Origin of the sequence: Neorhizobium galegae, assembly GCF_017877135.1 — a bacterium.
Taxonomy (GTDB): domain Bacteria; phylum Pseudomonadota; class Alphaproteobacteria; order Rhizobiales; family Rhizobiaceae; genus Neorhizobium; species Neorhizobium galegae_A.
Genome location: NZ_JAGIPH010000003.1, coordinates 527,668 through 553,896, shown reverse-complemented (window position 1 = coordinate 553,896; position 26,229 = coordinate 527,668). Strand labels below are relative to the sequence as shown.

General features: G+C 62.3%; 30 protein-coding genes and 1 tRNA gene. 12 read left to right on the top strand and 19 right to left on the bottom strand.

Annotated elements, in window-relative coordinates:
* Nucleotides 1–30: 30 nt before the first annotated feature.
* Nucleotides 31–348, top strand: coding sequence for an HlyU family transcriptional regulator (locus J2858_RS12905; protein WP_210105201.1), 318 nt, complete (start codon nucleotides 31–33; stop codon nucleotides 346–348).
* Between the two features lie 69 nt (nucleotides 349–417).
* Here J2858_RS12905 and J2858_RS12900 read toward each other — a convergent pair whose 3' ends face one another.
* Entirely contained in the window at nucleotides 418–1,032 is a 615-nt protein-coding gene (locus J2858_RS12900; protein ID WP_210105200.1) for an FMN-dependent NADH-azoreductase, read from the bottom strand.
* A 131-nt stretch (nucleotides 1,033–1,163) separates the two neighbouring features.
* On the opposite strand from J2858_RS12900, the gene J2858_RS12895 reads away from it, so the two are divergent.
* From J2858_RS12895 to J2858_RS12875, 5 genes are all read left to right on the top strand, one after another.
* Complete coding sequence (locus tag J2858_RS12895) at nucleotides 1,164–2,129, top strand: LysR family transcriptional regulator (protein ID WP_210105199.1); 966 nt, start codon at nucleotides 1,164–1,166, stop codon at nucleotides 2,127–2,129.
* 186 nt (nucleotides 2,130–2,315) lie between these two features.
* Nucleotides 2,316–3,653: an extensin family protein gene (locus J2858_RS12890; protein ID WP_210105198.1), complete on the top strand. Its 1,338-nt coding sequence runs from the start codon at nucleotides 2,316–2,318 to the stop codon at nucleotides 3,651–3,653.
* A gap of 175 nt (nucleotides 3,654–3,828) precedes the next feature.
* A complete protein-coding gene (locus tag J2858_RS12885) occupies nucleotides 3,829–4,887 on the top strand; it encodes a D-alanine--D-alanine ligase family protein (protein ID WP_210105197.1) in 1,059 nt (352 codons plus the stop codon).
* Between the two features lie 133 nt (nucleotides 4,888–5,020).
* Entirely contained in the window at nucleotides 5,021–5,947 is a 927-nt protein-coding gene (locus J2858_RS12880) for an ABC transporter ATP-binding protein (RefSeq protein WP_210105196.1), read from the top strand.
* A complete protein-coding gene (locus tag J2858_RS12875) occupies nucleotides 5,944–6,705 on the top strand; it encodes an ABC transporter permease (protein WP_210105195.1) in 762 nt (253 codons plus the stop codon). The genes J2858_RS12880 and J2858_RS12875 overlap by 4 nt, the downstream gene beginning before the upstream one ends.
* A gap of 48 nt (nucleotides 6,706–6,753) precedes the next feature.
* On the opposite strand, the gene J2858_RS12870 is transcribed toward J2858_RS12875, so the two are convergent.
* The 4 genes from J2858_RS12870 to cobS all read right to left on the bottom strand — a co-directional run bounded on the left by J2858_RS12870 (nucleotide 6,754) and on the right by cobS (nucleotide 9,881).
* Complete coding sequence (locus J2858_RS12870; protein WP_210105194.1) at nucleotides 6,754–7,959, bottom strand: MFS transporter; 1,206 nt, start codon at nucleotides 7,957–7,959, stop codon at nucleotides 6,754–6,756.
* A 189-nt stretch (nucleotides 7,960–8,148) separates the two neighbouring features.
* A complete protein-coding gene (locus tag J2858_RS12865; RefSeq protein WP_210105193.1) occupies nucleotides 8,149–8,853 on the bottom strand; it encodes a retropepsin-like aspartic protease family protein in 705 nt (234 codons plus the stop codon).
* Nucleotides 8,850–9,065, bottom strand: a complete 216-nt coding sequence (locus J2858_RS12860) for a DUF1289 domain-containing protein (protein WP_210105192.1) — start codon at nucleotides 9,063–9,065, stop codon at nucleotides 8,850–8,852. Before J2858_RS12860 ends, J2858_RS12865 begins: the two co-directional genes overlap by 4 nt.
* A gap of 18 nt (nucleotides 9,066–9,083) precedes the next feature.
* The gene (cobS, locus tag J2858_RS12855; RefSeq protein WP_432443351.1) at nucleotides 9,084–9,881 is read right to left on the bottom strand and encodes an adenosylcobinamide-GDP ribazoletransferase; all 798 of its coding nucleotides are present in this window, start codon (nucleotides 9,879–9,881) and stop codon (nucleotides 9,084–9,086) included.
* Between the two features lie 99 nt (nucleotides 9,882–9,980).
* Between cobS and cobT the strand changes: the two genes are divergently transcribed.
* Together cobT and J2858_RS12845 are read left to right on the top strand one after the other, a co-directional pair.
* Nucleotides 9,981–11,012, top strand: a complete 1,032-nt coding sequence (gene cobT / locus J2858_RS12850; RefSeq protein ID WP_210105190.1) for a nicotinate-nucleotide--dimethylbenzimidazole phosphoribosyltransferase — start codon at nucleotides 9,981–9,983, stop codon at nucleotides 11,010–11,012.
* A gap of 267 nt (nucleotides 11,013–11,279) precedes the next feature.
* Entirely contained in the window at nucleotides 11,280–11,624 is a 345-nt protein-coding gene (locus tag J2858_RS12845; RefSeq protein WP_210105189.1) for a hypothetical protein, read from the top strand.
* A gap of 54 nt (nucleotides 11,625–11,678) precedes the next feature.
* Here the strand turns inward: J2858_RS12845 and J2858_RS12840 are convergent, their stop codons facing one another.
* Entirely contained in the window at nucleotides 11,679–13,667 is a 1,989-nt protein-coding gene (locus tag J2858_RS12840; RefSeq protein WP_210105188.1) for a bifunctional 2',3'-cyclic-nucleotide 2'-phosphodiesterase/3'-nucleotidase, read from the bottom strand.
* A 335-nt stretch (nucleotides 13,668–14,002) separates the two neighbouring features.
* On the opposite strand from J2858_RS12840, the gene J2858_RS12835 reads away from it, so the two are divergent.
* A complete protein-coding gene (locus J2858_RS12835; RefSeq protein ID WP_210105187.1) occupies nucleotides 14,003–14,674 on the top strand; it encodes a PadR family transcriptional regulator in 672 nt (223 codons plus the stop codon).
* A 27-nt stretch (nucleotides 14,675–14,701) separates the two neighbouring features.
* Here J2858_RS12835 and J2858_RS12830 read toward each other — a convergent pair whose 3' ends face one another.
* The 7 genes from J2858_RS12830 to J2858_RS12800 form a co-directional block, all read right to left on the bottom strand.
* On the bottom strand, nucleotides 14,702–15,172 hold the full coding sequence (locus J2858_RS12830) for a DUF1203 domain-containing protein (RefSeq protein WP_210105186.1): 471 nt from the start codon (nucleotides 15,170–15,172) through the stop codon (nucleotides 14,702–14,704).
* Nucleotides 15,173–15,259: 87 nt separating this feature from the next.
* A complete protein-coding gene (gene sseA, locus J2858_RS12825; RefSeq protein ID WP_210105185.1) occupies nucleotides 15,260–16,681 on the bottom strand; it encodes a 3-mercaptopyruvate sulfurtransferase in 1,422 nt (473 codons plus the stop codon).
* A 77-nt stretch (nucleotides 16,682–16,758) separates the two neighbouring features.
* Nucleotides 16,759–17,499, bottom strand: coding sequence for an alanyl-tRNA editing protein (locus J2858_RS12820; RefSeq protein WP_210105184.1), 741 nt, complete (start codon nucleotides 17,497–17,499; stop codon nucleotides 16,759–16,761).
* 8 nt (nucleotides 17,500–17,507) lie between these two features.
* A complete protein-coding gene (locus J2858_RS12815; protein WP_210105183.1) occupies nucleotides 17,508–18,545 on the bottom strand; it encodes a cysteine synthase A in 1,038 nt (345 codons plus the stop codon).
* Nucleotides 18,546–18,789: 244 nt separating this feature from the next.
* Entirely contained in the window at nucleotides 18,790–19,089 is a 300-nt protein-coding gene (locus tag J2858_RS12810) for a hypothetical protein (protein WP_210105182.1), read from the bottom strand.
* Nucleotides 19,090–19,212: 123 nt separating this feature from the next.
* Entirely contained in the window at nucleotides 19,213–19,386 is a 174-nt protein-coding gene (locus tag J2858_RS12805; protein WP_210105181.1) for a hypothetical protein, read from the bottom strand.
* A gap of 228 nt (nucleotides 19,387–19,614) precedes the next feature.
* A tRNA-Asn gene (locus J2858_RS12800) sits at nucleotides 19,615–19,689 on the bottom strand.
* Between the two features lie 233 nt (nucleotides 19,690–19,922).
* On the opposite strand from J2858_RS12800, the gene J2858_RS12795 reads away from it, so the two are divergent.
* On the top strand, nucleotides 19,923–20,126 hold the full coding sequence (locus J2858_RS12795) for a hypothetical protein (protein ID WP_245365965.1): 204 nt from the start codon (nucleotides 19,923–19,925) through the stop codon (nucleotides 20,124–20,126).
* 64 nt (nucleotides 20,127–20,190) lie between these two features.
* Here the strand turns inward: J2858_RS12795 and J2858_RS12790 are convergent, their stop codons facing one another.
* Nucleotides 20,191–20,832, bottom strand: coding sequence for an exopolysaccharide biosynthesis protein (locus J2858_RS12790; RefSeq protein ID WP_432443347.1), 642 nt, complete (start codon nucleotides 20,830–20,832; stop codon nucleotides 20,191–20,193).
* Nucleotides 20,833–21,307: 475 nt separating this feature from the next.
* Here J2858_RS12790 and J2858_RS12785 point away from each other — a divergent pair, with 475 nt between their 5' ends.
* Nucleotides 21,308–21,580, top strand: a complete 273-nt coding sequence (locus J2858_RS12785) for a hypothetical protein (RefSeq protein ID WP_210105179.1) — start codon at nucleotides 21,308–21,310, stop codon at nucleotides 21,578–21,580.
* Nucleotides 21,581–21,750: 170 nt separating this feature from the next.
* Here the strand turns inward: J2858_RS12785 and J2858_RS12780 are convergent, their stop codons facing one another.
* The 3 genes from J2858_RS12780 to J2858_RS12770 all read right to left on the bottom strand — a co-directional run bounded on the left by J2858_RS12780 (nucleotide 21,751) and on the right by J2858_RS12770 (nucleotide 23,152).
* Nucleotides 21,751–21,996 (bottom strand): DUF982 domain-containing protein, encoded by a 246-nt coding sequence (locus J2858_RS12780; RefSeq protein ID WP_210105178.1) that lies wholly within the window; start codon nucleotides 21,994–21,996, stop codon nucleotides 21,751–21,753.
* Between the two features lie 482 nt (nucleotides 21,997–22,478).
* Entirely contained in the window at nucleotides 22,479–22,805 is a 327-nt protein-coding gene (locus tag J2858_RS12775) for a hypothetical protein (protein ID WP_210105177.1), read from the bottom strand.
* Between the two features lie 179 nt (nucleotides 22,806–22,984).
* Nucleotides 22,985–23,152 (bottom strand): hypothetical protein, encoded by a 168-nt coding sequence (locus J2858_RS12770; protein WP_210105176.1) that lies wholly within the window; start codon nucleotides 23,150–23,152, stop codon nucleotides 22,985–22,987.
* Nucleotides 23,153–23,538: 386 nt separating this feature from the next.
* On the opposite strand from J2858_RS12770, the gene J2858_RS12765 reads away from it, so the two are divergent.
* On the top strand, nucleotides 23,539–24,180 hold the full coding sequence (locus J2858_RS12765) for a hypothetical protein (protein WP_210105175.1): 642 nt from the start codon (nucleotides 23,539–23,541) through the stop codon (nucleotides 24,178–24,180).
* A 100-nt stretch (nucleotides 24,181–24,280) separates the two neighbouring features.
* On the opposite strand, the gene J2858_RS12760 is transcribed toward J2858_RS12765, so the two are convergent.
* Nucleotides 24,281–25,060 carry an amino acid ABC transporter ATP-binding protein gene (locus J2858_RS12760; RefSeq protein WP_210105174.1) on the bottom strand — a complete coding sequence of 260 codons (780 nt, stop codon included), beginning with the start codon at nucleotides 25,058–25,060 and terminating at the stop codon, nucleotides 24,281–24,283.
* A 14-nt stretch (nucleotides 25,061–25,074) separates the two neighbouring features.
* The gene (locus tag J2858_RS12755; protein WP_210105173.1) at nucleotides 25,075–26,229 is read right to left on the bottom strand and encodes an amino acid ABC transporter permease; all 1,155 of its coding nucleotides are present in this window, start codon (nucleotides 26,227–26,229) and stop codon (nucleotides 25,075–25,077) included.

Below are 26,229 nucleotides of genomic sequence, written 5' to 3'. Positions count from 1 at the left end.
GTTTCACACGCGACACGGACAGGGACGACCATGGCCATTCTCTCCAAAATCCTCTCGATGTTTTCAGGCACCGACAAGCCGGCGGCCGCAGCCCAGACGGTCGAGCCGCAGGAGCATGCCGGCTGCATGATTTATGCCGAGCCGATGCGCGAGGGATCGCAGCTTCGGCTTGCCGGACGCATCGAGAAGGAAGTGAACGGGCAGGTGCTGGTGCGCACCTTCGTGCGCGCCGACATGTTTACCTCGATGGAAGATGCGCTCGACTGCACGTTTCGCAAGGCGCGCCAGATCATCGACCAGAACGGCGCCGGCCTGTTTTCCGATGGCGCCGCATCGCGCAGCGCCTGATGCACAAAGAGAAAAGGGCCGCAGCGTGAGCGGCGGCCCTTCGGAAAGTGGTAAGCGTCAGCGGACGGATCAGGCAGCTTTGGCCAGTTCTTCCGTGCGGCTCTTGGCAGAGGCCAGTGCATTTTCGACGGCTTCCGGACCGAAGGCTAGGCCCTCGACATAGATCACTTCCACGTCCGTCATGCCCAGGAAGCCGAGAACGGTCTTGAGGTAAGGAACGGCGTGGTTGAGCGGTGCGGCCGGGCCATCGGAATAGACGCCGGCTGCGGCAAGCACGATATAGACCTTCTTGCCCGTGACCAGGCCTTCCGGGCCTTCTGCCGTGTAGCGGAAGGTAACGCCGGCGCGCGCGACGTTGTCGATCCAGCTCTTCAGGCCGGAATAGACGTTGAAGTTGATGAGGCCGGTGGCGATGACGATTTCGTCGGCGGCAACCAGTTCGGCCACGAGGGCGTCGGAAATGGCAGCGGCAGCGGCTTCTTCGGCCGTGCGGTCGGCCGGAGCCTTGCGGATGGCCGAGGTCGTGACGGTATCGAGATGGGCGATCGGCTGAGCGGCAAGGTCGCGCACGACAACGTCGCCGCCGGTGCGGGTGGCCAGGGCGCTGGCCACATCGGTTGCGACCTTGGTGGATACGGACTCTTCGCCGCGCGGGCTGGAGGTGATGAGGAGGATCTTCGACATGGCAGTTATCCAAACCTGATTTCTGGCGGGAGGCTTGGGAGCGCCTCCATCGGTGCGGAACATAAGATTGGACAGCTATCGAGGAAATGGCGATAATATCGAAGAGATCCATCAACTCTCTGGATAATCCCATGGACGCCAATCCGACGCTCGATCAGTTGCAGGTGTTTCTTGCCGTTGCCGAAACCGGCAGTTTCTCGGCGGCGTCGCGCCAGTTGAACCGGGCGCAATCCGTGGTGAGCTATACGATCGGCAATCTGGAGGCGCAGCTGGAAGTGTCGCTGTTCCGGCGCAGCGGCTCGCGCCAGACGCAGCTGACCGAGGCCGGTCGTGCGCTTCTGGCCGATGCACGCCGCATCCATTCCGATCTGCAGGTGATGCGCGCGCGGGCCAAGGCGCTGAAGCAGGGGCTTGAGGCGGATGTCTCGCTTGCCGTCAGCAACATGGTGCCGACCGACGCCATCGTGGAAACGCTGACGGATTTCGGCAAGCGCTTCCCCTCCGTGTCGCTCAGCCTTCATGCCGGAGAACTTGGCATGGTGATGGACATGGTGGCGGGAGGGCGCGCTACGATCGGCATCGGCGGCAGCCTTCTGAAGGAAGACGACACGCTGACGGCGGAAAAGATCGGCCATTCCTACATGGTGCCGGTGGCTGCGGCCGACCATCGGCTGGCGCAGATGGAGCGCCCGCTGACGCGCCGCGACGTGCGCGAAGACGTGCAACTGGTGGTGACGGATGCTTCCGGCATTACCAAGGGGCGCGATTTCAACGTGCTGTCGTTCAAGGTCTGGCGCGTTGGCGATGTGGCGACGAAACACCAGCTGATCCGCGGTGGACTTGGCTGGGGCGGACTTCCCGCGCCGCTGGTGCGCGAGGATCTGGCGAGCGGCCGGCTGGTGGCGCTCGATATCGACGCCTATGAGACGGTGGAATATCCGCTCTATTACATCCGCCGCACCGCAAATCCGCCCGGGCCTGCCACGAGCTGGCTGGTCGAGGCGCTGGCGAAGCGGCTGAGCCAGTGCCCCAGCAGCCAGGATTTTCATCAGTTGATCGGTCGGCTGTCCGGTCCGGCGCGGTTGGCTGCCGAATAAGGCTCGCTGACAGGCCATCCCGAAGGCCGCGCGACGTGGCCGTTGCGCTGACGGGGCGGTGCCCTGCCGCGCCGCGCCGCAAAAATCGCCTTGAAAAGGCCCGATTGCGGAAAGCTTTCGTTTACCCTGGTCGCCTAGAATCGTCGCGTGTGGCTTTCCCGCACCACGAGATGTGACGAGCTTCGTATGGCGTATGCTTTTTCCTCCCGGCGGGCGATGGCCTTCCTGATGATTTCGACGATGCTGGTCGGATGCTCGGCAGATGGGCTGATGCCGCTCGAATCGGTCGATACCGGCGCGCGCGTGGGTTCGATCCGGCCTCTGGTGCCGCCGGCATCACTTCCAGCCACACCCGCCGAGCAGGGTTATGCGGCAGCGCCGCAGCCGATGGCGCAGACCTATAACCAGACGCAAGGAGCGGCGGGCGAAAGCCCATCCGGTTCCGTCTATGCCGGCGCGTCCGTGCCCCGTCAGGCGACAGACCGACCGATCGTGATGGGGGCACCCCCGACATCGCTTGGCACGCTGACGCTCTCTCCCGCCGGTCACCCGACATCCGCCGCAACCGCCGGAAAGGCCGCATCCGGTGGGGACGGTGTCTTGCCTCCGGTCCCCGAGAGCGCCCGGGTCGTCGGGCTTGCCGAGGAGCAGGATCGGGATATTTCCGGGAACGCCCCGCCAAGGCCGCTCGCGCCTGCACGCCAGGTGGCATCCGTGGTGCCAGCCGGCGCAGTGCCATCGGTTGGCCTCGGAACGAGCGCAACCGTTTCCACACGCTCGGGCCGCATCACAAATGCCGGTGCTTCGGTGGCCGCGGTGCCGCGCTGGAGCGACCAGAGCCCGGTCGTGCCGCCAAGCCGTGCCGAACCCGAGCCGGAGCCGAAGCAGGTGGCGATGCTGATGCCGCGCAATCCGACCGGGCCCATCGAAAGTCCCCGCATGGACGCTCCGGTTGACGGCCCGATGCCGGCTTCCGAGATTGCCTGCCGGCGCGAGCTGAAGCGCATTGGCGTCGAGTTTCGCGACAAGCCGCGCATCTCGGACGGGCCAAGCTGCGGCATCGATTATCCGGTGGAGCTGTCGGGCCTGTCCGGTGATATCGACGTGAGACCCTCGGTCACGCTCAATTGCCAGACGACCCTTGCCTTTGCCAAATGGGTGAAGAACGAGCTCACACCGTCCTCGCGCCTGCGCTATTTCACCAGCGTGAAGACGATCGAGCCGCTCGGCGGCTATTCCTGCCGGCGCATGAACAACAGCCGGCAGCGCTACAACCCGATGTCGGAACATGCTCACGGCAATGCAATCGATGTCGGCAAGTTCGTGCTGAACAACGGTCATGAGATCGATGTGCGCAAGAAGGGCCTGTTTTCGTTCCGCGAAGGCGCGCTCCTGAAGGCCGTGCGCTCCGACAGCTGCAAGTATTTCAACACCGTTCTCGGTCCCGGCAGCAATCCGGAGCACTGGAACCATTTTCACTTCGACCTGCGCAGCCGCGCCACCGGCAACCGCTATTGCGATTAATTTATTTGTCGACGCACGGTGGCTGCCCATGCGTGCGGCCCGACTTTCGACATAGTGGCGATGATGCTCACACATGCAACCGGAGCGGAATTGACCCCTTCTGCTCGGCTGCAGACGGCCCGACCTCCTTCCATCGCCCTTCCATTGCTGTCAAAAATCCTTTTCCGGAGATCCCATGAGCCCAAAAATCCGCATCGGCGTCCTGTTTGGTGGCCGATCCGCCGAACATGACGTGTCCATCCTGTCTGCCACCAATGTGATGAAGGCGATGGACCGCAACCGCTACGCGGTGGTGCCGATCGGCATTGCCCGCGACGGCGGATGGTGGCTGCAGGAGGATGACGAGACGGGGCGGGCGCTGGAAGCGCAACGCGGCATCAGGGTGGCGCTGGTGCCGGGCGGCGAGGGCCTTCTGGTGGCCGTCGAGCCCGGCGCGCCAAAGGACCTGCCGAAGCTCGATCTGCTGTTTCCGGTGCTGCATGGGCCGTATGGCGAAGATGGCACGGTGCAGGGTTATGCAGAGCTGGCGGGTGTCGCCTATACCGGCTGCGGCCTGCTCGGCTCGGCGGTTGCCATGGACAAGGATGTCGCCAAGCGGCTGCTGCGGGAGGCCGGCGTTCCCGTCGCGCCGGCACGCTGCCTTGCGGCTGGAGACGTGCCGGATGTGGCAGCGCTCGAGGCGGAGTTCGGCTATCCCTTCTTCGTCAAGCCGGCGCGGCAGGGATCATCCTTCGGCGTGTCGCGTGTCGATGGCGCGCAGGCGGCTCTGCCGGCGCTGACCAAGGCCTTCGAATTCGATGACAAGTTGCTGGTGGAGCAGTTTCTTGCCGGCCGCGAGATCGAATGCGCCGTGTTGGAACAGGCCGATGGCAGTCTCACCGTGTCGCCGCCTGGCGAAATCGTCACCTCCAGAAAACATGACTTCTACAATTACGAAGCCAAATATTTCGATCCGGACGGTGCGGCGATCCATGTGCCGGCACTGGTGTCGGACGAGATTGCGCAGGATGCGCGCAGGCTGGCCGCAAAAGCCTTCCGGGCGCTGGGCTGCGAGGGGATTGCGCGCGTCGATTTCTTCCTGCTCGAGGATGGAAGCCTCTACCTCAACGAGATCAATACTATGCCCGGCTGCACCGATCGCAGCATGTATCCGCTGGCACTGTCGCAGTGCGGCGTGAGCTATTCTGGGTGGATCGACGTGGCGGTGGAGTTTGCGCTGAAGCGCCGCAAATAGGACCCGAAGGGGCGAGCATTTGAGGGGGTCGAGGCGAGGGCACTTCGAGGGTTGGCGACCCCGACCCCTCGCTATTGCGGAGGCGTGCCTATATAAAGCGCATATCCTGCCCAACGCGTGTGCTCATCCCCTCATGTCCTCCATTGTGTCCATCCAAAAACTCACCAAGACCTATGCCAACGGGTTTTCGGCGCTGAAAGGCGTTGATCTGGAGATCCGCGAGGGAGAAATCCTGGCGCTGCTCGGCCCGAACGGCGCCGGCAAGACAACGCTGATCTCGATCATCTGCGGGATCTCCGTTCCCACATCGGGCACGGTGCTGGTTGGCGGGCATGATGTGGTCCAGGAATTTCGCAAGACCCGCGCGCTGATCGGACTCGTGCCGCAGGAACTGACCACCGACCAGTTCGAAACCGTGTGGAATACCGTGACGTTTTCGCGCGGCGTGCATGGGGCAAAGTCCAATCCGGCGCTGATCGAGCAGATCCTCAAGGACCTGACGCTGTGGGACAAGCGCAATGCCAAGCTGCGCGAGCTTTCCGGCGGCATGAAGCGGCGCGTGCTGATTGCCAAGGCTTTGGCGCATGAGCCCCGCATCCTCTTCCTTGATGAGCCGACGGCAGGCGTCGATGTCGAACTTCGCCGCGGCATGTGGGCCGCCATCGGCCGGCTGCGCGAGACGGGCGTGACCGTCATCCTCACCACGCATTACATCGAGGAAGCCGAGGAAATGGCTGACCGAATCGGTGTCATCAGCGGCGGTGAACTGCTGCTGGTCGAGGAAAAGCGGGCGCTGATGCAAAAGCTCGGGCGCAAACAGTTGCGACTGGAGTTGAAGGAGCCGCTGGAGAGCCTGCCGCCTACGCTTGCAGCCCTTGGCCTGACGCTTGCCGATGGCGGGCGCGGACTGGTGCATGAGTATGGCAATGGCGCCGGCGAGGGGCGCATCGGCGCCGTGCTTGCCGCCATCGAGGCGGAGGGACTGTCAATCAGCGATGTCGCCACCCGGCAAAGCTCGCTTGAAGACATATTTGTCTCGCTTGTCGGAGAACGGCCATGAATATCGAGGCAATCAAGGCCATCTATTTCTTCGAGATGGCGCGGATGAAGCGCACGCTGCTGCAGAGCGTCATTTCGCCCGTCATCACCACATCCCTCTATTTCATCGTGTTCGGCACGGCGATCGGCTCGCGCATCAACGAGGTGGGTGGCGTCTCCTATGGCGCCTTCATCACGCCGGGCCTGATCATGCTGACGCTGCTCAGCCAGTGCATCGGCAACGCCTCCATCGGCATCTATTTTCCAAAGTTCACTGGCACGATCTACGAGATCCTCTCAGCCCCGGTCTCCATGGCGGAGATCGTCATCGGCTATGTCGGGGCGGCGGCCACCAAGGGGCTCATCGTCGGCCTGATCATCCTGGCGACCGCATCGCTCTTTGTCGACCTTACTATCGCGCATCCGCTGATCATGCTGATGTTCATGGTGCTGACGGCGGTGACGTTTTCGCTCTTCGGCTTCATCATCGGCATATGGGCGGATAATTTCGAGCAGTTGAACCTGGTGCCGATGCTGGTCGTGCCGCCGCTGACGTTTCTGGGAGGCAGCTTCTATTCCATCGACATGCTGCCGCCCTTCTGGCAGGCGGTGAGCCACCTCAACCCGGTGCTTTACCTCGTCTCCGGCTTTCGCTGGAGCTTTTACGAGATCGCCGACGTCAATCCGCTGATCAGCCTGGCGATGATCGCGGTCTTCCTGACCCTGTGCCTGAGCGTGCTGGCCTGGATCTTCAAGACCGGGTATCGCCTGCGCAAATAGCATCAACAAGGGCGGTGCCGTCGGCGACCGCCCCTGTTCCTATGCAGATCAGGCGGCGTCCTCTGCCGCCTGCCTTGAGGTTCCAGCCATCATCATGAACGCGCCGAGCGCCGTCGCCGCCCCGGCAAAGCTGATGACGCCGATCGGTCCGATCGCATCCACCAGAAGGCCGCCGATGATGGCACCGGCCGATATCGCGACCTGAAAGGTGGTCAGCATCACGGCGCCGGCGCTCTCCACCTCGTCGGAGGCGATGCGGGTGATCCGGCTCTGGACGCTGACGGGAAAGGCGCCGAACCCGAAACCCCAGACGGCGACAGCGGCGATGGCGAGAGCCGGAATGCTGGCCGACAGCGCCATGGTGGCCGCCGCAAGCGCGATGAGGCCGGCGGCGAGGCCAAGTGAGAGGCTGCTGCTGCGCGCCGACACCGCGCCACCCGCCATATTCCCGAAGAATCCGGCAATCCCGAAGGCGAGCAGAACCAAGGAGACGTTCGTCACGTCGAGACGGATGACCTCATCCAGATAGCTGCGGATGAAGGTGAAGCCGGCGAAATGCCCCGCGACGGCAAAGACGATGACGAGCAGCAGGGTGCGCAAAGCAGGGCGGCGAAACAGCCGCGCCATGGTGGCAAAGCCGGCGTGACCAGCCGGCGGCATGGCGGGCACCGTCAGTGCCTGGATCGTGAGGGCAATGATTCCGAGCCCCGCCGTCAATGCAAAGGCCGACCGCCAGCCGAGGAGGTTGCCGATCCAGGCACCGAGCGGGGCGGCGCAAACGGTGGCGACGGAAACGCCGGCCATGACGATTGCCATGGCGCGGGGCAGGTTGTCCGTCGAAACGAGGCGCATGGCGAACGCCGCCGACAGTGCCCAGAAGCCGCCAAGCGCGACGCCAAGAAGCAAGCGGGCGAGAAGCAGCAGCGCAAAGCCCGATGCCGTGGCCGCAATCAGGCTGGAAATGACAAGCAGAAGGCTGAGGCTCAACAGCACCACCCGACGATCGAGCCTGCGTGCGCCAACGACGATGCCGGGCCCTGCAAAGGCCGCGATGGCGGCTGTCGCCGTGACCGTTTGTCCGGCAAGACCGGGGCTGATCGAGAGATCGGTCGCAATGGCGGGGATGAGACTTGCCGGCAGAAATTCGGCCGTGACGAGACTGAAGCTGCCAAGAGCCAGGGAGGCGACCGCAAGCCAGGCGGACCGGCTCTCATCGCTGCGGCATATGTCGTCCGCGCAGGATTGATGCGTCATCAGAGAATTGTCCTTGTATGGGGCTGGAAGAACCATCCGCACCATGGACCTCAGGACCGTTTGGCTCCATGCCGGAAAGTCCGGCATGCTTGATCAATCCTCCGGATCTTGTCTTTTGGCGGACACGGCCACCTGCGAAAGAAGGGCCGGCATTGCGGAAGGATAGAGGGCGCGGTGGGGCTGCTGCCGTCAGTCGCGCAGCTTCAACTCGTCGGTCTGGATCTGCAGCGAGCCCAGGGTGGAGAGGAAGGTCATGCCGAGCAGGCTCTCGGTGAGGCGCCCTTCTTCGGCCACCAGGGCGCGGATATTTTCGCGCTCGATGGGGCCGATTGCCACGCGCGACAGGCGCACCGGAGCCGCATAGGCTTCGCCGTTTGCCGTCTGCACCCGCACGGAATAGGTCAGTGTCTCCGGTTTCAACCCGAGGCGTTCGGCATCTTCCGCCGACAGCACGACCGCACTTGCGCCGGTATCCACCAGCATCTGAATCGTCGTGCCATCCACCTCGACCCGCGCCTGAAAATGACCGCCGAGGCGGCGGTGCAGGATGACTTCCTGGCCGCCTTCGCTCGTCGTCATCACCACGGCGCTGCCCGGCATCAGGCCGGCCGTCATGCGCGCGGCAAAGCGGCTGAAATCGTCGCGGTACAGATAGCCGGCGACGAGCACCGTGATGATCATCAGCCAGATGACGATGTTGCGCAGCACTTCTCCGGCCGGTCCGCGCCGGCCGGCCAAAATGCCCGCAGACAAAACCGCTGCAATGGGCAGGAGATAGATGAGGTGGGCAAAATCGTCATTGGCCATGCCGAAGGTCTGGCCGGTGTCGTGGTTGAAGACCAGAAGTCCAAGGCCGCCGACAAGCAGGATCAGCACGAGGGTAAGGCCGTTCATGAGGCGTGACCATTCCGACCGGTTGACGGCGCGCCTTGAACAGCCGTCAGCGCAAGGCTTGCAAGCCGCGCGGGAAGCGCTGCCATGATGTCTCGCCGCTCATGCTCGGTGAAGGTGACCCAGCCGCCGATCTCGTCAAGGCTGCGGGCGCAGCCGGTGCAGAGGCCGGTTGTCTCATCAAGGCTGCAGACGCGAATACAGGGGCTGATCATAAGGATAATATTGGCCTGTCAGAGCATGATCACAAGGGTTGAGAGCAGTGCCATTTCCGTGATCTGCTGGGTGGCGCCAATCGTGTCGCCCGTATGTCCCCCGATCTTGTTCGACACAAAGCGCGTGAAGAGATGGGCAGACAGGGCGGCGACGCCAAGCGACAGCAGCAAGGGGAAAAGTCCGAACGGTCGGCCGAGGCAGACAAGCGCGAGGAGGCTTGCAGAGACCAGGGCGAAAAGGCGCGCATCCGCCTGGGGCTGGCCGACGGCAACCGCCGTGCCATTGGCGCGGGCAGGGGCAAGTGCTGCCCAGTGCCACACCATCAGCGCGCGCGATACCGCCGCGGCGGTGACGAGCGACAGGGCAGCGAGCGATGCCGAGCCCGCCGTGATCAGCGCGGAAAGGGCCGCAGCGCGCACGCCGACCGACAGGATGAGGGCAAGCACGCCGTAGCTGCCGGTCCGGCTGTCCTTCATGATGGCAAGCGCATGCTCCTTGTCGCGGCCGCCACCGAGCCCATCGGCGCAATCGGCCACACCATCCTCGTGTAGGCCGCCGGTCAGACCTGCCATCAGTGCAAGCGTCAGAAGTGCGACGACCAGCGGCGCCGCCGTCTGGTGTCCAAGCACCAGAAGCACGAGCGCCGGCGGTACGGCAATCAGCGCGCCGGCCAGGGGAAAGGCGCGGCAGGCGCGTGATACCGTTCCGTCATGGCCCTTGAAAAACCGCGCCGGAACCGGCAGGCGCGACAAAAAGGCGAGCGAGCGGGCAAGATCGGTCGCAAAATCCAACCAAAATTCCTTGGCGTTTGGCAGTTGTTCCTCCGTCGATGCCTGATAAACAGGGGGCCAGCAAATCAGATTCCGTCGCACAAACATAGCGCGGCGAGACAAGACCAAAGGAAGAATCATCCGATGAGCATGAGCGGCCTGCCTTTCGACGATTTTCGCGTGCTGCTGCGCGAGCTTCCCGGCCCCGACACCCGTGCGCTGGTCAATGCCCGCGAGCGTGACCAGCAATTGACCAAGCCCGCCGGCTCGCTGGGTCGGCTCGAAGAGATCGCCTACTGGCTGGCGGCCTGGACGGGGCGGGCGCCGGCGGTCAACCGTCCGCTGGTCGCCATCTTTGCCGGCAATCATGGCGTGGCAAAGCATGGAATCACGCCCTATCCGCCAAGCGTGACGCAGCAGATGGTGGAAAATTTTGCCGCAGGCGGTGCCGCCATCAACCAGATCTGCGCCACCTATGACCTCGGCCTGAAGATCTTCGATCTGGCGCTGGATTATCCGACCGGCGACATCACCTGCGAGCCGGCGCTTTCGGAGCGCGACTGTGCCGCAACGATGGCCTTCGGCATGGAGGCGATTGCCGGCGGCACCGACCTTCTGTGCATCGGCGAAATGGGCATCGGCAATACGACGATCGCCGCCGCCATCAATCTGGCGCTTTACGGTGGCGATGCGGAAGACTGGGTTGGCCCCGGCACCGGCTCGCAGGGTGAGGTTCTGGCCCGCAAGATCGCCGCGGTGAAGGCGGCAGTGGCCTTTCACAAGGATCATCTGTCCGATCCGCTGGAAGTGCTGCGGCGTCTCGGTGGGCGCGAAGTGGCGGCCATGGCCGGCGCGATCCTCGCCTGCCGGGTGGAAAAGATCCCGGTGCTGATCGACGGCTATGTGGCAACGGCGGCCGCCTCAATCCTGAAGGCCGCCAATCCGGCAGCGCTCGATCATTGCCTGATCGGCCACGTGTCCGGCGAGCCGGGCCACCTGAAGGCCATCGAAAAGCTTGGAAAGACGCCGCTTCTGGCGCTTGGAATGCGGCTTGGCGAGGGAACGGGCGCGGCACTTGCTGCCGGCATCGTCAAGGCCGCCGCCGCCTGCCACTCCGGCATGGCGACGTTTTCGCAGGCAGGCGTGACCACGGCGGGCGAACCGCACCGCCACTAAGGCGGATGGCTGCCGAGAAGACCTTGTACCGATCCATTGCAGGAAGGCCGGCTTCGGCCTTCGCTGCTGTCAGCGGTTGCGCCCCCGGCAGTTTGCGTCCCTGCATGGGTGGCCTTGAGCGCTTGCGATCGCTATGACGCGATTGGCATCTCCTGGATGAAACTGTTGCGCCCTTCGACTGTTGGGAAGCATTGAACAGGTGGCAGCAGGTGTGCGTAAATATTAAAGAGATGTCCAGCGCCTGGGAGCCGCATCAAGGTGCAGAAATTGAAGATCATCATCGTTGCCGCCGAGGATTTTGTCTCTCCTTCGGCGCGGCGGGCCTGGGCAGCATCCGGCGTGGAGATCGTAGGTCCGATCACACCGGAAAAACTGGATGCCAAGATGTTGGCTGGAGCCTCCGGCGTTCTGCTCGATGTGTCGCTGGATGCATCGGTGCTTTTTGAGGCATCCGAAACGCTGATGCTGGAAGAGGTCGCCTTCCTGTTCGTCGTCAGCCACGCAATGCCGGAAAGCGCGGCAAAGCCATTCGTAGTCAACGATGATCCCGAGGACATGCAGGCGGTGTTCGAAGCGCTTGCCCGCGAGAGCCACGGCGGGCAGCTGCATTGACGCCGTGACCGCCGGCATGGTCCTGCCGGCGGCGTGTCTGTCGAGGCTGTCCGCTCAGAGCACCAGGCGGAACTTTGCAAAACCTTCGGCGCCGTCGCCGGCATCCTCGATTTTTGCGCCCTTCACGTCGGCGAGATACTGCCGACCTTTCGGGCCGCTTTCAAAGACGGCGGTCGTGCCCGGCAGCGGCTTGAACGACCAGTTGGCGTCGGCGGACGGATTGATCGTGCCCTCGGCGATGATGTAGCGCACGATCACGTCGCGGTTGGTGTCGGGTGCCACCAGGATCACCTTGTCGCCGGCAATGTCGGGAAACTTGCCGCCGCCGCCGGCGCGGTAGTTGTTGGTGGCGACGACGAATTTCTGTGCCGGATCAATCGGTTTGCCGTCGAACTTCAGATCCGTGATGCGGTTTGAATCCGGATTTGCCAGCTTGCCGTCCTTGTCGAAACGGGCCGGCTGCGACAGGTCGATCTGGTAGGTGACGCCGTCGATCACGTCATAATTATAGGAGGGGAAGGAGGTGCTGAGCAGCGGCACATCCTTTGCCCCTTCCGGCACCTGGTTGAACATTCCGGCCGACATTTCGAGCCAGTTTTTCACCTGCGCGCCGGTGATCAGCACCGCCTGCACCGTATTCGGATAAAGATAGAGATCCGCCACGTTCTTGATGGCGATGTTGCCGGCCGGCACATCGGTGAAGTAGTCCGGGCCGTTGCGGCCACCGGCCTTGAAGGGGGCCGCCGCCGAGAGCACCGGATAATCCTTGTACTGGCCTTCCTTCAGGAGATCCTTGACGTACCATGTCTGGGCATTGGAGACGATCTGCACCGACGGATCGTCGGCCACCAGCGCGAAATAGGAATAGAGCGGCGCCGACGTCTTGCCGACCGGACGGCGCACATAGGCAAGTGTTGCCTCATGCTCTTCCTTCACGGCGGCCACGATCTCCGCCTTGTCCTTGGCATCGGCCACCACCTTGCGGTTTTCGTCGCGGTGATAGATCGGCCGGGCTTCGGTGGTGAAATCGACGATCTTCCAGCTGTTGCCGTCCTTTTCGATCAGAAGATCGATGAGACCCATATGCGAGCCCCAGAAGCCGGCCATGACCGCCGGCTTGCCCATCAGCGTGCCCTTCTTGATATCGGCGCCGGCAATGCCGTCGAAATCTTTCGGGCCGGGGAAGACGAGATGCTGGTGGCCGGTGAAGATCGCATCGATGCCATCGACTCCGGCCAGATACAGCGAGGCGTTTTCCATGCGCTCGCTCTGGCCGGTGCCGTCGATGCCGGAGTGGGAGAGCGCGACGACGATGTCGGCGCCTTCTTCCTTCATGACCGGCACCCAGGCCTTGGCGGCTTCTACGATGTCACGCGTCTGCGCCTTGCCCTCAAGGTTCTTGGCGTCCCAGACCATGATCTGCGGCGGCACGAAGCCGATGAAGCCGATCTTCAGCGGGCTCGTGGCGCCGGAACCGTCGCGGATCTGCTTCTCGATGATCCGGTACGGCTTGAAGAACAGGTCGTCCTTCTTCGGGTCCGACGCCAGCTGGCCCTTGGTGAGGTTTGCGCAGACGACCGGGAATTTCGCGCCGGCCATGACGTTGAACAGGAAGTCGAGCCCGTAGTTGAATTCGTGGTTGCCGAGCGTGACGCAATCATAGCCGAGCACGTTCATCGCCTTCATTACCGGATGCAGGTCGCCGCCCTTCGTGCCCTTCTCATAGGCCATGTAATCGCCCATGGGATTGCCCTGCAACAGGTCGCCATTGTCGATCAACATGGAATTGCCGGCTTCGGCGCGAACCTGGTCGATGAAGCTTGCGGTGCGCGACAGGCCCAGCGTGTCGTTCGGCTTATCGGCATAATAGTCGTAGGGCATGATGTTGACGTGGATATCAGTCGTCTCCATCAGCCGCAGATGCGCCTGGTTGGCGGCCGCGCGCGCTGCAAAGGGATGCAGCAGCACCAGCGCGGAGCCGGCGGCAAGACCGCCCAGGAGCGAGCGGCGGGTCATGGAGTTCGGGGCGAGCAGCAGTGACATGGACGGTCCCTCGTTCGTTACAGCGCAAGTGTAGGGTCAATGCCACGGGGGCGCATCAGGAAAATGACAATGGCTCGGCGTTCAGATGCATATTTCAACATGTGCGCAGCTGCTGTCGGAACCTGTCAGATGCGGTCCGCAGCCTGTGAAATGAAATCTTCGATATATCTGAGACAGCAGGTGCGTTCCTGCTTTGCCTGGCGCTATCCCACAGGATCCGGGGATCCTGCGGCGTTCAATCAAAAAAAGATCGATCTTAGATAGGTCTGCCTCTTGCGCTTCGATGGATGTCGATTATCTTAGATATATCGAAAAACAATCGTGAGGAATAATCGATGTTTGGACACAGATGTGACGGCGGTCATCACCGCGGCAACCGGATGCGCATGGAACTGGAAGGCCTGTTTGCCATGCGTGGCGATGGTTTCGGTCGCGGCTTCGGCCGGGGCGGGCGGGGGCGAGGCCCCGACGATGGCGGGCAGGACGATGGCGGCGACAGCCGCATCGGTCGCTTCCTGCTGCAGGGCGATCTGCGCCTTCTGGTGCTGGCGCTCATCGAAAAGGAGCCGCGCCACGGCTATGAGATCATCCGCCATGTGGAGGAACTGACCTATGGCTTTTATGCGCCGAGCCCAGGCGTCATCTATCCGACGCTGACCTATCTGGAAGAAGCGGGCTATGTTTCTGCCGAAATGGATGGCAACAAGAAGCGCTATTCCATCACCGACGAGGGCCGCGCGCATCTCGACAGCAATCGCGGACTGGCGAGCGCCATTCTGGAGCGCCTCTCGATGGTGGCAGAACGCATCCGCCAGCGTCGCGAGGCCGGTCGAGGCCGGCGCGAGGATCAGGGGCCGGATCTGCCCCGCAGTGTCGATGCCGCCCTCCTCAATCTGCGCGAGGTCATCGCGCGGCGCCTGAGCGAGGATGAACGCAGCGCAGGCACCATCGTGAAGGCGCTTTTGCAGATGGCCGAGGATCTGCAGGCGGACGCGTCCCGCGACTGACCCCGCCTCGACTTGAGCCGGGCCGCGTCAGGCCCGGTCCACCCGGCATTGATAGCAGTTGTTGCGCGCCGAGCGGATATGCACATAGGCGATCTCGGGGCGCTGAAGAAGCGCATCGGCCCGCGCCGCAATCGCTTCCGTCGCGGTCACAGCGCCGGTGCCGTAGACGATGCGGTCGTTTTGCCCATAGCCGCGCACGATGTAATCCGGGCTGCTCAGCATCGGCGGCAGGATTTCCACCGCCTCGTAACGCGGGCAGTCGCGGCCATGCAGAAAGATCGGACCGGTTTCGGCATAGGGCTGCAGCGCCTCGAAGGGACGGTATGCAAGCACCAGCATCTCCTCGCCTTCAGCGATCATGTCGAGGCAATGGCGACAAGGCATGCCGCCGCCGGGCGCGATCATGCGCTCGGGCACGTTTCCATAGGCGTCGACGCCGCCCTTGCGGAAGGTATCGGCCACTGTCGTGGGCATGGCGGTGAACTGGATGTTTGGCATGGCGGCATCCCTCTGTTGCGATGCTTGCGACCATGCGGACCGGGCGGCGTTGCCGCCACCCGATTCCTGCGCGTTACGCGGAAAAGGTCAGTCGCGCTTGGCCAGCGCCAGAAGCTCGGCATCCGACATGGGCTCAACCCACGCCTCGTAGGTGCCGACAGGGGCAAATCCCATCATCTGGTAGAGCGGCAGGGCGCGCGGGTGATCCAGCGTGTTGGTGGTCACCGTCACCGTCTTCGGATTGAACTGCCAGGCGGCATAGAGCGCCTGCAGCAGGAACCATTTGCCGATGCCAAGGCCGAGCGCATGTTCGAAGAGGCCGAAATAGCTGAGCTCCACCACGTCTTCATTCACGTGATTGAGTTCGAAGAAGCCAGCCGGCGCTGCGTTCACGTAAAGGATGGTGACCGACACCCGTTCGTCGGTGAGGATCGCCGACAGCTCCTCGTCGCTGAGGCGCAGGCGGTTGTACCAGTGCCACCGCTTGCCGACCTGCCGGTAGAGATACCGATAATAATGCAGCGGAATGTTTTGGGCACTCATGAGTGCGGTATGGAGATTGACCGGCACGGCAAGGCTCTGGCGCGGCGGTGCCGTCATTTCCAGACGCGTCACATGCGCCTTGAGCGGGCCGTGGGGCACGGGCTCCAGCGGCTCGGCCGGGCCGGTGACGACCGGCGTATCGGAGCGTCCGCCCCATTCCGACCAGGAGCCGTCATAAAGCGAATTGCTGGTGTGGCCGAGGGATTCGAGCGCGAGCGTTACCACCGCGGCCGTGACGCCGGAGCCGCAGCTAGTGACGACCGGGCGCGACAGGTCGATGCCGGCTTCGGTCATCATCGTCTTCAGCGTGTCGAGGCTTTTCAGGTGGCCGCCCTCCGACAGGCTTGCGGCGGGAAGGCTGCGCGCGCCGGGCATGTGACCCGACCGCATGCCGGCGCGCGGTTCGGCCTCGTCACCGGTAAAGCGGCCGGGACCGCGCGCATCCACGACCTGCGCCGAGCCGCTGTCCACCACGGCGCGCATCTCGGTGAGGCTGGTGATGCGGCGGGCGCTGAGGCGCGGCGTGAAGATGGCAGGTTCAGGCTCGGGGAGTTCCGTCTCGAGCGGACGGCCGCTCGCCTTCCAGCCATCCAGCCCGCCATCCAGCACATAGACGTGTTCAGCCCCCATGACCCGCAGCATCCACCAGACGCGCGGCGCCGAGAAAAAGCCGGGACCGTCGTAGACGACGATGATGTCATGCTCGCTGATGCCGAGTTTGCCGACTTCGGTTGCGAAAAACTCCGGCGAGGGAAGCGAATGCGGCAGGCCGGTGGTGTGATCGGCAATGGCATCCTGATCGAAGAATACGGCGCCCGGAATATGGCCGGCTGCATATTCAAGCGCGCCGTTGCGCCCCTGTGCCGGCAGATACCAGGAGGCGTCCACCACGCGAAAACCCGGGTCCGCAAGCTGGCTTTCCACCCATTCAGCGGAAACGACGAAGCGGCTTTGACCCGTGCTCATGGTGTTCTCTCCTCGATAGTCGGCGGCTTTTGACGCGCCCCGATGGTGTGTTGGAGCAAGGCGCCGCAACGGCGGTTTCAAGCGCTTTCGCTGTCCGGTGTCCCGAAGCGGATGCGCAGCCGGCGGTTTTCCTTGCCCTTCTTCTCGATCCGGGCAATGTAAACCGCCCCGACCTCCTGTGTTTCGGACACATGTGTGCCGCCGCAGGGTTGGCTGTCAACGGCGGAATTTTCGCCGATGCACACGAGGCTCACCCGGCCGAGACCGACCGGCGGGCGAACGTTCTTCGATTTGACGATATCCGGATTAGCTGCCAGTTCCTCGTCGGTAATCCATTGCAGGAAGACCGGATGGTTCTCGGAGACGAGGCTCATCAGTTTGGCCGTCACCTCGTCCTTGTTCACCGTATCGCCCATGTCGAAATCGACACGCGATTCGTCTTCGCCGACGGCCGCACCGGTAATGGGGAAGGGGCAGACGACGGAGAGCAGGTGGCAGGCGGTGTGCATGCGCATCAGCTTGTAGCGCCGCGGCCAATCGACATGCAGGACAAGCTTTTCACCGAGCTGAGGCGCGCTCTGGCCGTCAAGCGGCACATGAAGGATGATGTCTTTCGTCGCGCCATGCCGTGTCGGGCCGAGCAGGATCTTGGAGCCGTCGGCGCGCTCCAGAAATCCGGTATCCCCCGGCTGGCCGCCGGAGGTTGCGTAAAAACAGGTCTGGTCCAGCTCGATGGCGCCATCCTCGTGGACGGCTGTCACCGTGCCCTCTGCCGTGGAAAGATAGAAATCGTCACGGTAGAGGGCTTTCGTCGGCATGGAGATCCTCAGGCTTGCTGGAAGGGAATGACAATATCCCGTTTCTCTACCAGCCATTGCGGGATCGGCAAACCCTTCGAGGAGAGGAAGTCCGGATTGAACAGCTTGGACTGGTAGCGGTTCCCATAGTCGCACAGGATCGTCACGATCGTGCGGCCGGGGCCGAGATCCCGGGCCAGCCGAATGGCGCCGGCAATGTTGATGCCGGAGGAACCGCCGAGGCAAAGTCCCTCTTCTTCCACCAGATCGAACACCGTCGGCAAGGCTTCGGCATCAGTGATGCGATAGGCGTAGTCGGGCGTAAAATCCTCGAGATTCGCGGTAATCCGGCCCTGGCCGATGCCTTCGGTGATCGAAGACCCCTCCGATTTCAGTTCGCCATGGGTGTAGAATTCATAAAGGGCCGCCCCTTCCGGATCGGCAAGGCCGATCTTTATGGCGGGGTTCTTCGCCTTCAGGCCCATGCCGGTGCCGGCAAGGGTTCCGCCGGAACCAACGGCACAGATGAAGCCATCCACCTTGCCGTCGGTCTGCGCCCAGATTTCTTCGGCCGTCGTTTCGATGTGCGCCTGCCGGTTGGCGATATTGTCGAACTGATTGGCCCAGATCGCGCCATTCGGTTCCGTCTTTGCCAGTTCCTCGGCAAGGCGCCCGGACAGTTTGACGTAATTGTTGGGGTTCTTGTAGGGCACGGCCGGCACTTCGACCAGCTCGGCCCCGAGAAGCCGCAGCGCATCCTTCTTTTCCTGGCTCTGTGTTTCCGGAATGACGATCACGGTGCGATAGCCGAGCGCCTTGGCGACCAGTGTCAGGCCGATACCGGTGTTGCCGGCCGTGCCTTCGACGATCACCCCGCCCGGCCGCAGCAGGCCCTTCTTTTCCGCATCCCGGATGATGTAGAGGGCGGCGCGGTCTTTTACGGACTGGCCGGGATTGAGAAATTCTGCCTTGCCGAGAATTTCGCAGCCCGTCAGCTCGGACGGGCCTTTGAGGCGGATCAGAGGCGTATTGCCGATCACACTCAGCACGGACGGATTGATGGTCATGGGGATGCCCTACCTTGCAAATATTGGCTGAAATGCTTTTCCGACGTTGAGGGGCGCTCGGCAAGGAAATACGTTCTGCATCCACACCTGCGCGTGCAAAAACCGTTCGGATTGTTTCAGCCGCTTAAAGGTGCCGTTGCAACCCGGCTCTGCCGGTCGGTGCCCGTCAGACGGCGAAAAAAAGGGGCGGCCTTCAGCCACCCCTTTCGATAGATCGCTACCGACCCTGTGTCGGTGGCCGGTGTCAGCACTGCGTGCGCGACACCGGGCTCTTGGAGGCTTCGACCTGATCGGCCGGAACCGGTGCGCTGCAATTGCCCTGCAGAGACAGGGACGTGCCGCTGTGCGCCGGCGGGGTCGTGCTGTAGGTCATCGTCGGATCAACCGTGCCCGCACCGGACGTCGTGCCGTAGCCGGAATTGGTCGATACGCCATAGCCCGTGTCGGAGCCAGCCGAGGAACTCCCGCTCATCGAGGTCTGTGCGACAGCGCCACCTGCAAGGCCAAGCGAGAGGATGGAGACGGTCATCAGTGTCTTGATCATGAGTGTTACTCCTGTTTTTCGTTCAGGCATTCCGATTGTGCCGTGGATAGAACCGATGAAAACAGGAGTGGTTCCGAATTTTTAACTGTTTGGTGCGGCTCAGCCTGAAACCGGGCTCGACGGTCAGCTGAAGCGCAAGGGCATCTGCACGCCTTTCGGGACGTAAAGAGGCTTCTGGCTGGCAATCTGGATTCGCTGAAATGTGTTGCGGCGTTCTTCAGCCGCTTTTTCCCGCAGGGCGCGGGAGGCGGCAACGGCGGCCAGAGCATTCTGTACGGCCTGTTCTGCGCTTGTCATAAGGCATCTCCGTATTCGTTCTCTTTTTGTTCTAATTCTGTTTGCGACTCACGTCAAGGGGTTGTTGACGGTTTGCTGATGAAGCAACGCCTCGATGGCCAGGCGGGCAGGAGAGGGGTGTAGCGGAGAGGGCCGGCGAGCGGATGCCGAAATCTGCGAGAACAACGAAAAAAGCCGGTTCACAGAGGAACCGGCTTTTATCTATAATCAATCAATGACTGAAGAAACTGGCTCCCCGGGCCGGATTCGAACCGGCGACCTGTCGATTAACAGTCGAATGCTCTACCGCTGAGCTACCAGGGAACATCGCGTCGCCGCGGTGTGAGCGGGGTAATACAAACGCTTGGCGGTTTTGCCAAGCGGTTTTTTCAAAAAAATTTCACGCGCTTGCTTTATCCACATTCCCTTCCCATCTGGCGAACGACAACAGGCGATGCTGCTGGAAGGTGAAACAGGTGGACCAAAGGGAAAAGGCAGGGAAATTCGGCTTCGACGCAGCCAGTGGCCGGTTGCATCTGGGGCGTGTGCGCGTTCCCATGCCGCGGTCGCGCATTGGGCGCATCAGCGTCGGTACGGCGCTGATTGGCGGCGGTGCACTGGGCTTTCTGCCGATTCTCGGTTTCTGGATGTTGCCGCTTGGGCTTCTGGTCCTGTCGCACGATCTGCCTTACGTGCGCCGCAAGCGCCGTCGCCTGACCCTCTGGTGGGGGCGCAAGCGCGCCGCGCGGCAGAAGTCATAACAACGGCAGGCCGTTTATCAGTATCCGCCGCCGCGGCTTCCGGTCTTCGCGCGAGATCGTGCGATCAAGCAAAGGTGCCGGCAAGTCCTTTCCCGGCGGCAATGGCCATGAAGGTCAACGCGCCAAAATAAACAGTGGTGATCGCCAGGAACAGATAACCGCCCAGCACCACCAGCCCATCCCGCTGCATCATGCCGGTCGACAGCAGCAGGATGGCAATGCCCGGCAGCGTGTTCGAAAAGGGGATGAGGCCGAGCGGAAACATCAGCAGCACGCCGCCAAAGGTAATGGCAAGGGCGTTGATGCGGCCAATGGCGCCCCCGGCAGTCAGAGCCGCCAGGCGCGGCTTGAAAAAGCGATCCACGCGGCCGACCAGATGCGCGCCCTTTTCCAGCGCCGGAACCAGCTTTGCCGAATCAAGCCTGCGGTCCAGGATGCGGGCCGGCAGCCAGGGCATGCGGTTGAGGCAGATGGCGATGCTGACCAGAATGATCGCCGCCCCGAACACGGTGCTGACGCCGGGAATGGACACCGGGATGAGGAACGGCAGCGACGCCACGGCGCAGATCAGCAGCAGCCCCTGTTCACCCACCTGGTCCATCAGATCGCGCAGGCTGACCGTCTTGCCCCGGATACCGCTGATCAGATCACGGAGCGTCTGGCTGAGCGATCTGGATGTATCGTCAAAGGTCATGGTCTGCTGCACGAGAAGGCTCCCGGATTATTTCACCGGAGAGACTTTAACAGCATTCCCGTGATGCTTGAAGGGAAACCGGCCTTCAACAGCTGCAAGCGGCAGCCGATGAATGCAATCCCGCTTCCAGCCGCATCAATGTGAATTGTGCCATCGATCATAGGCGCCGCAAGCCAGAACCAGGGCGAGAACGGCCAGAATATAGGGATTAAGGGCCGTCACGAGCGTGAGATAATGCATTGCCGGTCTCCTCAAACCGAAATGACAAGGCGCCGAGCCCACTCCTCAATGCGCTCGACTAGGCTATCATAACAGAATTTTGATCGATCGGCCATCCATGTCCGACGCTTGGTGGATAGGTCCATTCTCACATTCTTTCGTAATGATGGACGCATGTAGGCGCGCCAGACGTGTCACTGTTCAGGTTCCCGCAAGCTTGGCGGGTCACACAGGTGTCAGAAAGAGCGAAGGACTGCAGGGGGCAAGCATGGCATCGACATTGCGGTTGATCAGGGGCGGGTTGTACCAGCCGGTTGAAGAACTGGCGCCGCCGACCGTAGCAGACGTCTACGTCGAGGCCGCACGGCGCCTCAGCGAACGCGGCTATGACGGGCATCGCCTGCGCTCGCTCGGTCTCGGTGTCCGCATGCCGCAGGAGATCCGCGACCTGAAGCTGCGGATCAGCTATGTGGTCGAGGCTTTGCTCACCGCACCCGAGATTCCGGTCAATTTTCGCGATGACGCCTACTGGCCTGTTTGAGCCGGTTTGAGCCTTTATGAGGCCGTGCCACACGGCTTCTGGCGTTGCGGCCACATGTTCTTTGACGCGCGCCATGTAGTGTGCATCGCTTGCCGATCTCCAACTTCTACCGACCCGTTTCAGAAGCTGCTGGACAAGCAAGTCGACGGCCGGCACGCCTTGCTGATGGGTTAGCTGCGCACCAGAATGCCGGCCTCAACGGCTGCATCGACAAAAGCCTGGCGGGCATCTTCCGGCTTGCTTTTGCGCGCGTCCACGGCTGCGCAGACGGCGAGCGCGCGGTCGAGCGCCGGCCCGTCCTCAACCGGCCAATCCTCGATCATGGCCCAGGCGGCAGCCTGGGTGGTGGTGATGAGAGTTTCTTCCGGCGGTTCACCGATCAGGATGGCAACCGGTTTGCTCCAGGGCGTGTTCATAAGATTTCCAATCTTGCAGGGACACGGGATGTGCCCGACCATTGCCGGGCAGGGGCATCACGGCGCGTGGTGCGCCCGACGCCCTGCCGCACTCCGACGCGGTCTTAGCGAATGCGCCATCCGGCGACAAGCTGCCGTCCCCTGAGATCACGGTGAAGAGAAATGTCCAGCCGACCGGCCGCCGTTGTAAATCCGGTCAAGTCGCAAGTTTCGCACGCCCTTGCGGCGCCACACGGTTCACGGGCTTAGCCTTGAAAATTCGATGTCATGGCGCGGCGTGTGCCCGGCATACTTAACGGCGAGCGGCAGGGAAACCACGAACAGGACGAGGCCAAGGACAAAGGCCGTTCCGTGCAATGCCATACTATTCCCCCTTGCGCATATAACCGAGGAAGAATGTAAGACGGTAAGCTTAACCGTACCTGAATGCGGTCTGCGGCATTGACGACCGGCGGTTGCGAGTGTCCCGATGTGACGAGCGCCTACGCGCCACTGCCGGGCTCGATGTCCTCCGCAGTCCCTTTCGGGTGAGGTTCAAAACCGTCTGGCGGGGCGGCAGTCGACAAGGGATCGGCCGCCGGCTGGAGGTGCGGCGGGCGTTGTGGCAGCGCATAGCGGATTCGCACGGCAGAGTGTCGCTCCTGCAGCAGATCGAGGAAACGCTTGCGCAACTGCGACATCTCGATGGTGCCGGCAATCCAGTCGTTGATCGCACAGAGAAATTGCGGATCCGTCTCAAAGGCCATGCCATGGGCATCGAGTCGCTGGATGACCTGTTCCACGATCCTGCGCCTCTTGTCCTCGGTCATGCCTGCACTGCCGTTAAAGGATGCGAAGGCCGTGCCACCGCATCACTGTATTCCACGATTCCGGTTCGGTCTTCGACCGCCTAGTCGGGGTATTGCGACGTCATTCGGACGCAATTACGGCGGTGATGAGATCGCGTCGCCGATCGGTGGCGTGCGGCCCCTTGGGGGCAGGCAGGCTCTTACCAGAGGCCGGTCTGACGCCAGGCGCACAAAATGACGATGACGGATACGCCCATGGCAATGCGTGCGACGATGCGTGTGATCCTCTGGATCGGAATATCCGAAAGGGCTGCGACGGAGGTCTGTCTGCTCGACGTTTTGTCGGTATCCAGCTGCACAATGGTCATTGCTACTCTGTCTCGTTTACGCGTTGCCGGCGAGATCACCTTGCGATTAACACGCCGTCCTGACGTGTGGCTTACGTCGCAAGGGATCTAACGCCTCTGCTCAGTGCCGGTTCCGTCAGTTCGATCTCATCATGCTAACTAGTTCGCATTCGCGCAGTTCAAGGCGAAGCTACCATCAAAGGGGTCGATTGCCTGTCACATTGTGTGGCAGGCTGTAATGAAATGGAACTTGGTGCGCCAAAGTCACACAGTTGCCACATCGTCGCTGCGCCAAAACCGGATTTCCGCTATAAACTGAACCCGAGATGGAGGAGGACCTGGGGGAGTGACGCCTGGTTCGGCGTGTGGCCGCACCAAAATGAAATACCAGATCGAGGGCCTCCGTGATGACCCGCATTCTCCTGGCTTTTTGCTTTTCCGCTACCGTTGCAGCACCCGTGTCCGCCGAAGAACCCTTGATCATCTGGGTCCCGAGCAAAACCTCCGACACGTCCTACGCAGCACGGATGGGGTTGCGCATTCCCGGCTGGACGGCGGCCTCTGCCGGGCTGGAGACGGGTGTGGCGTCTGCCGTGGCGGGCGGCCCGGTCGACATGCCCGTCAGGCTGTGGGGGCAGGTGAGGGCGGAGCAGCTGACGACACCGGCACTGCAGCTCAACCGCACTCTCGATTTCACCCTCAATGCGCTGACCGGCAGCGCGGCTGCGCAGATGAGCCGAAGCGAAAAGGAAATCCTGACGCCTGATCTCGACCTGCAGGTGAGCCGCACCTATGCCTTGCGCTATGATGGCGGCACAGAGAGCTGGAGCGGGCTGGACGTGAACCAGGCGCTGAAGCTCTCCTATGGCGATACGGGGTCGGCCATCCAAGTGAAAGCGGGCGCTATCGACAGTTTCAAGCGGGTCGGCGGCGGCGTTGTGCTCGAGCAGAAGATCGGCAACCGGTTGAAGATCACTGGCGAGATGAACCGCGCAGCCGGCGGCGACCCGGCTGGACGCGTGAATGCCCGTTATTTTTTCCGCTGGTAAAGAGCGGAGTTATGGGATGACCACTCGATGCGGCGCAGGTCGCACAACGACAAAAGGGCGCACGCGGCGCGCTTTTGCCTGGCTGGTGGGTCTTGTGCCCTCAGTGCAGGATCTGGCTGAGGAAGAGCTTTGTGCGCTCGTGCTGCGGATTGTCGAAGAAGGCAGCCGGTGCATTCTGCTCGACGATCTGGCCCTGGTCCATGAAGATCACCCGGTCGGCAACTTGGCGGGCAAAGCCCATTTCGTGCGTCACGCACAGCATGGTCATGCCTTCTTCGGCAAGGCTCACCATGGTGTCCAGCACTTCCTTGACCATTTCCGGATCGAGCGCCGAGGTGGGTTCATCGAACAGCATGATCTTCGGTTTCATGCACAGCGAGCGGGCAATGGCCACGCGCTGCTGCTGACCGCCGGAAAGCTGGCCGGGATATTTGTTGGCCTGCTCGGGGATCTTGACGCGCTTCAGATAGTGCATCGCGACCTCTTCGGCTTCCTTCTTCGGCATCTTGCGGACCCAGATCGGCGCGAGCGTGCAGTTTTCCAGGATCGTCAGATGCGGAAAGAGGTTGAAGTGCTGGAAGACCATGCCGACTTCGCGGCGCACTTCGTCGATCTTCTTCAGGTCGTTGGTAAGCTCGATGCCGTCGACGAGGATCTGACCGGACTGATGTTCCTCCAGCCGGTTGATGCAGCGGATCATCGTCGACTTGCCGGAGCCCGAGGGCCCGGCAATGACGATCCGCTCGCCGTTCTTCACCTTGAGATTGATGTCGCGCAGGACGTGAAAATCACCGTACCACTTGTTCATCGCCGTGATTTCGATCGCGACGCCGCTCTGGGGAACGGCCACTTTTGACTTTGGTGCTTGGGTAGCGGACATGATGTTCCCCTTGATTATCGTTTGTGACCGGTGTCGAGATGACGCTCCATGAAGAGCGAATAGCGCGACATGCCGAAGCAGAAGATCCAGAAGACGAAGCCTGCGAAGACGTAGCCCGTGACCGGCGTCACCGGCGTCGACCAGTTCGCATCCGCCTGATTGAGCGTTACGATGCCGAGAAGGTCGAACATGCCGATGATCGACACGAGCGAGGTATCCTTGAACAGGCCGATGAAGGTGTTGACGATGCCGGGAATGACGAGCTTCAGCGCCTGCGGCATGATGATCAGACGGATTTTCTGCCAGTAGCTGAGCCCGAGCGAATCGGCGCCTTCGAACTGACCCTTCGGAATGGCCTGCAGGCCGCCGCGAATGACTTCCGCCATATAGGCGGACGAGAAGAGCGACACGCCGATCAGCGCCCGAAGCAGCTTGTCGAAGGTCCAGCCGACCGGCAGGAACAAGGGCAGCATGACGCTGGCCATGAACAGAACCGTGATCAGCGGAATGCCGCGGATGACCTCGATGAAGACAACGCAAAGCATCTTGATCACGGGCAGGTTGGAGCGTCGCCCAAGCGCCAGGATGATGCCGAGCGGCAGCGAGACCGCGATCCCGAAGAAGGACAGGATCAGGGTGATCATCAGACCGCCCCACAGCTGCGTTTCCACATGCGGAAGGCCAAAGCCGCCGATCAGCAGGAAGAACGACACGACGGGAAGGACGATGAACAGCGCCAGCGCATTCCAGCCCTTGTAGGGCACCTTCGGAATGAGCATTGGGATCAGGAGAATGACGAACATCGCCATCACCAGCAGGGGGCGCCACCGTTCTTCATACGTGTAACGACCGAAGATGAACTGCTGGAACTTGGCGCTGACGAAGGCCCAGCAGGCGCCCGATTGGCCGTCGGGAAGCACACCGCCCTGCGAGACGGTGGCGCAGGCCTTGCGATCGACACCGGTCCAGGTGGCGTCGATGAACAGCCATTGCACCAGCACCGGCACGATATAGGCAAGAAGCGCCAGCGCCAGAATGGTCAGCACCGTGTCCTTGGGCGTCGGAAACAGATTGAGACGAAGCCAGCGGGTGAGGCCTCCCTGGCCGGTGGGTGCCGGCAAGGGCGGGTTCATCTCCTGGCGAACGAATGCGGATTGGTTGATCGTCAT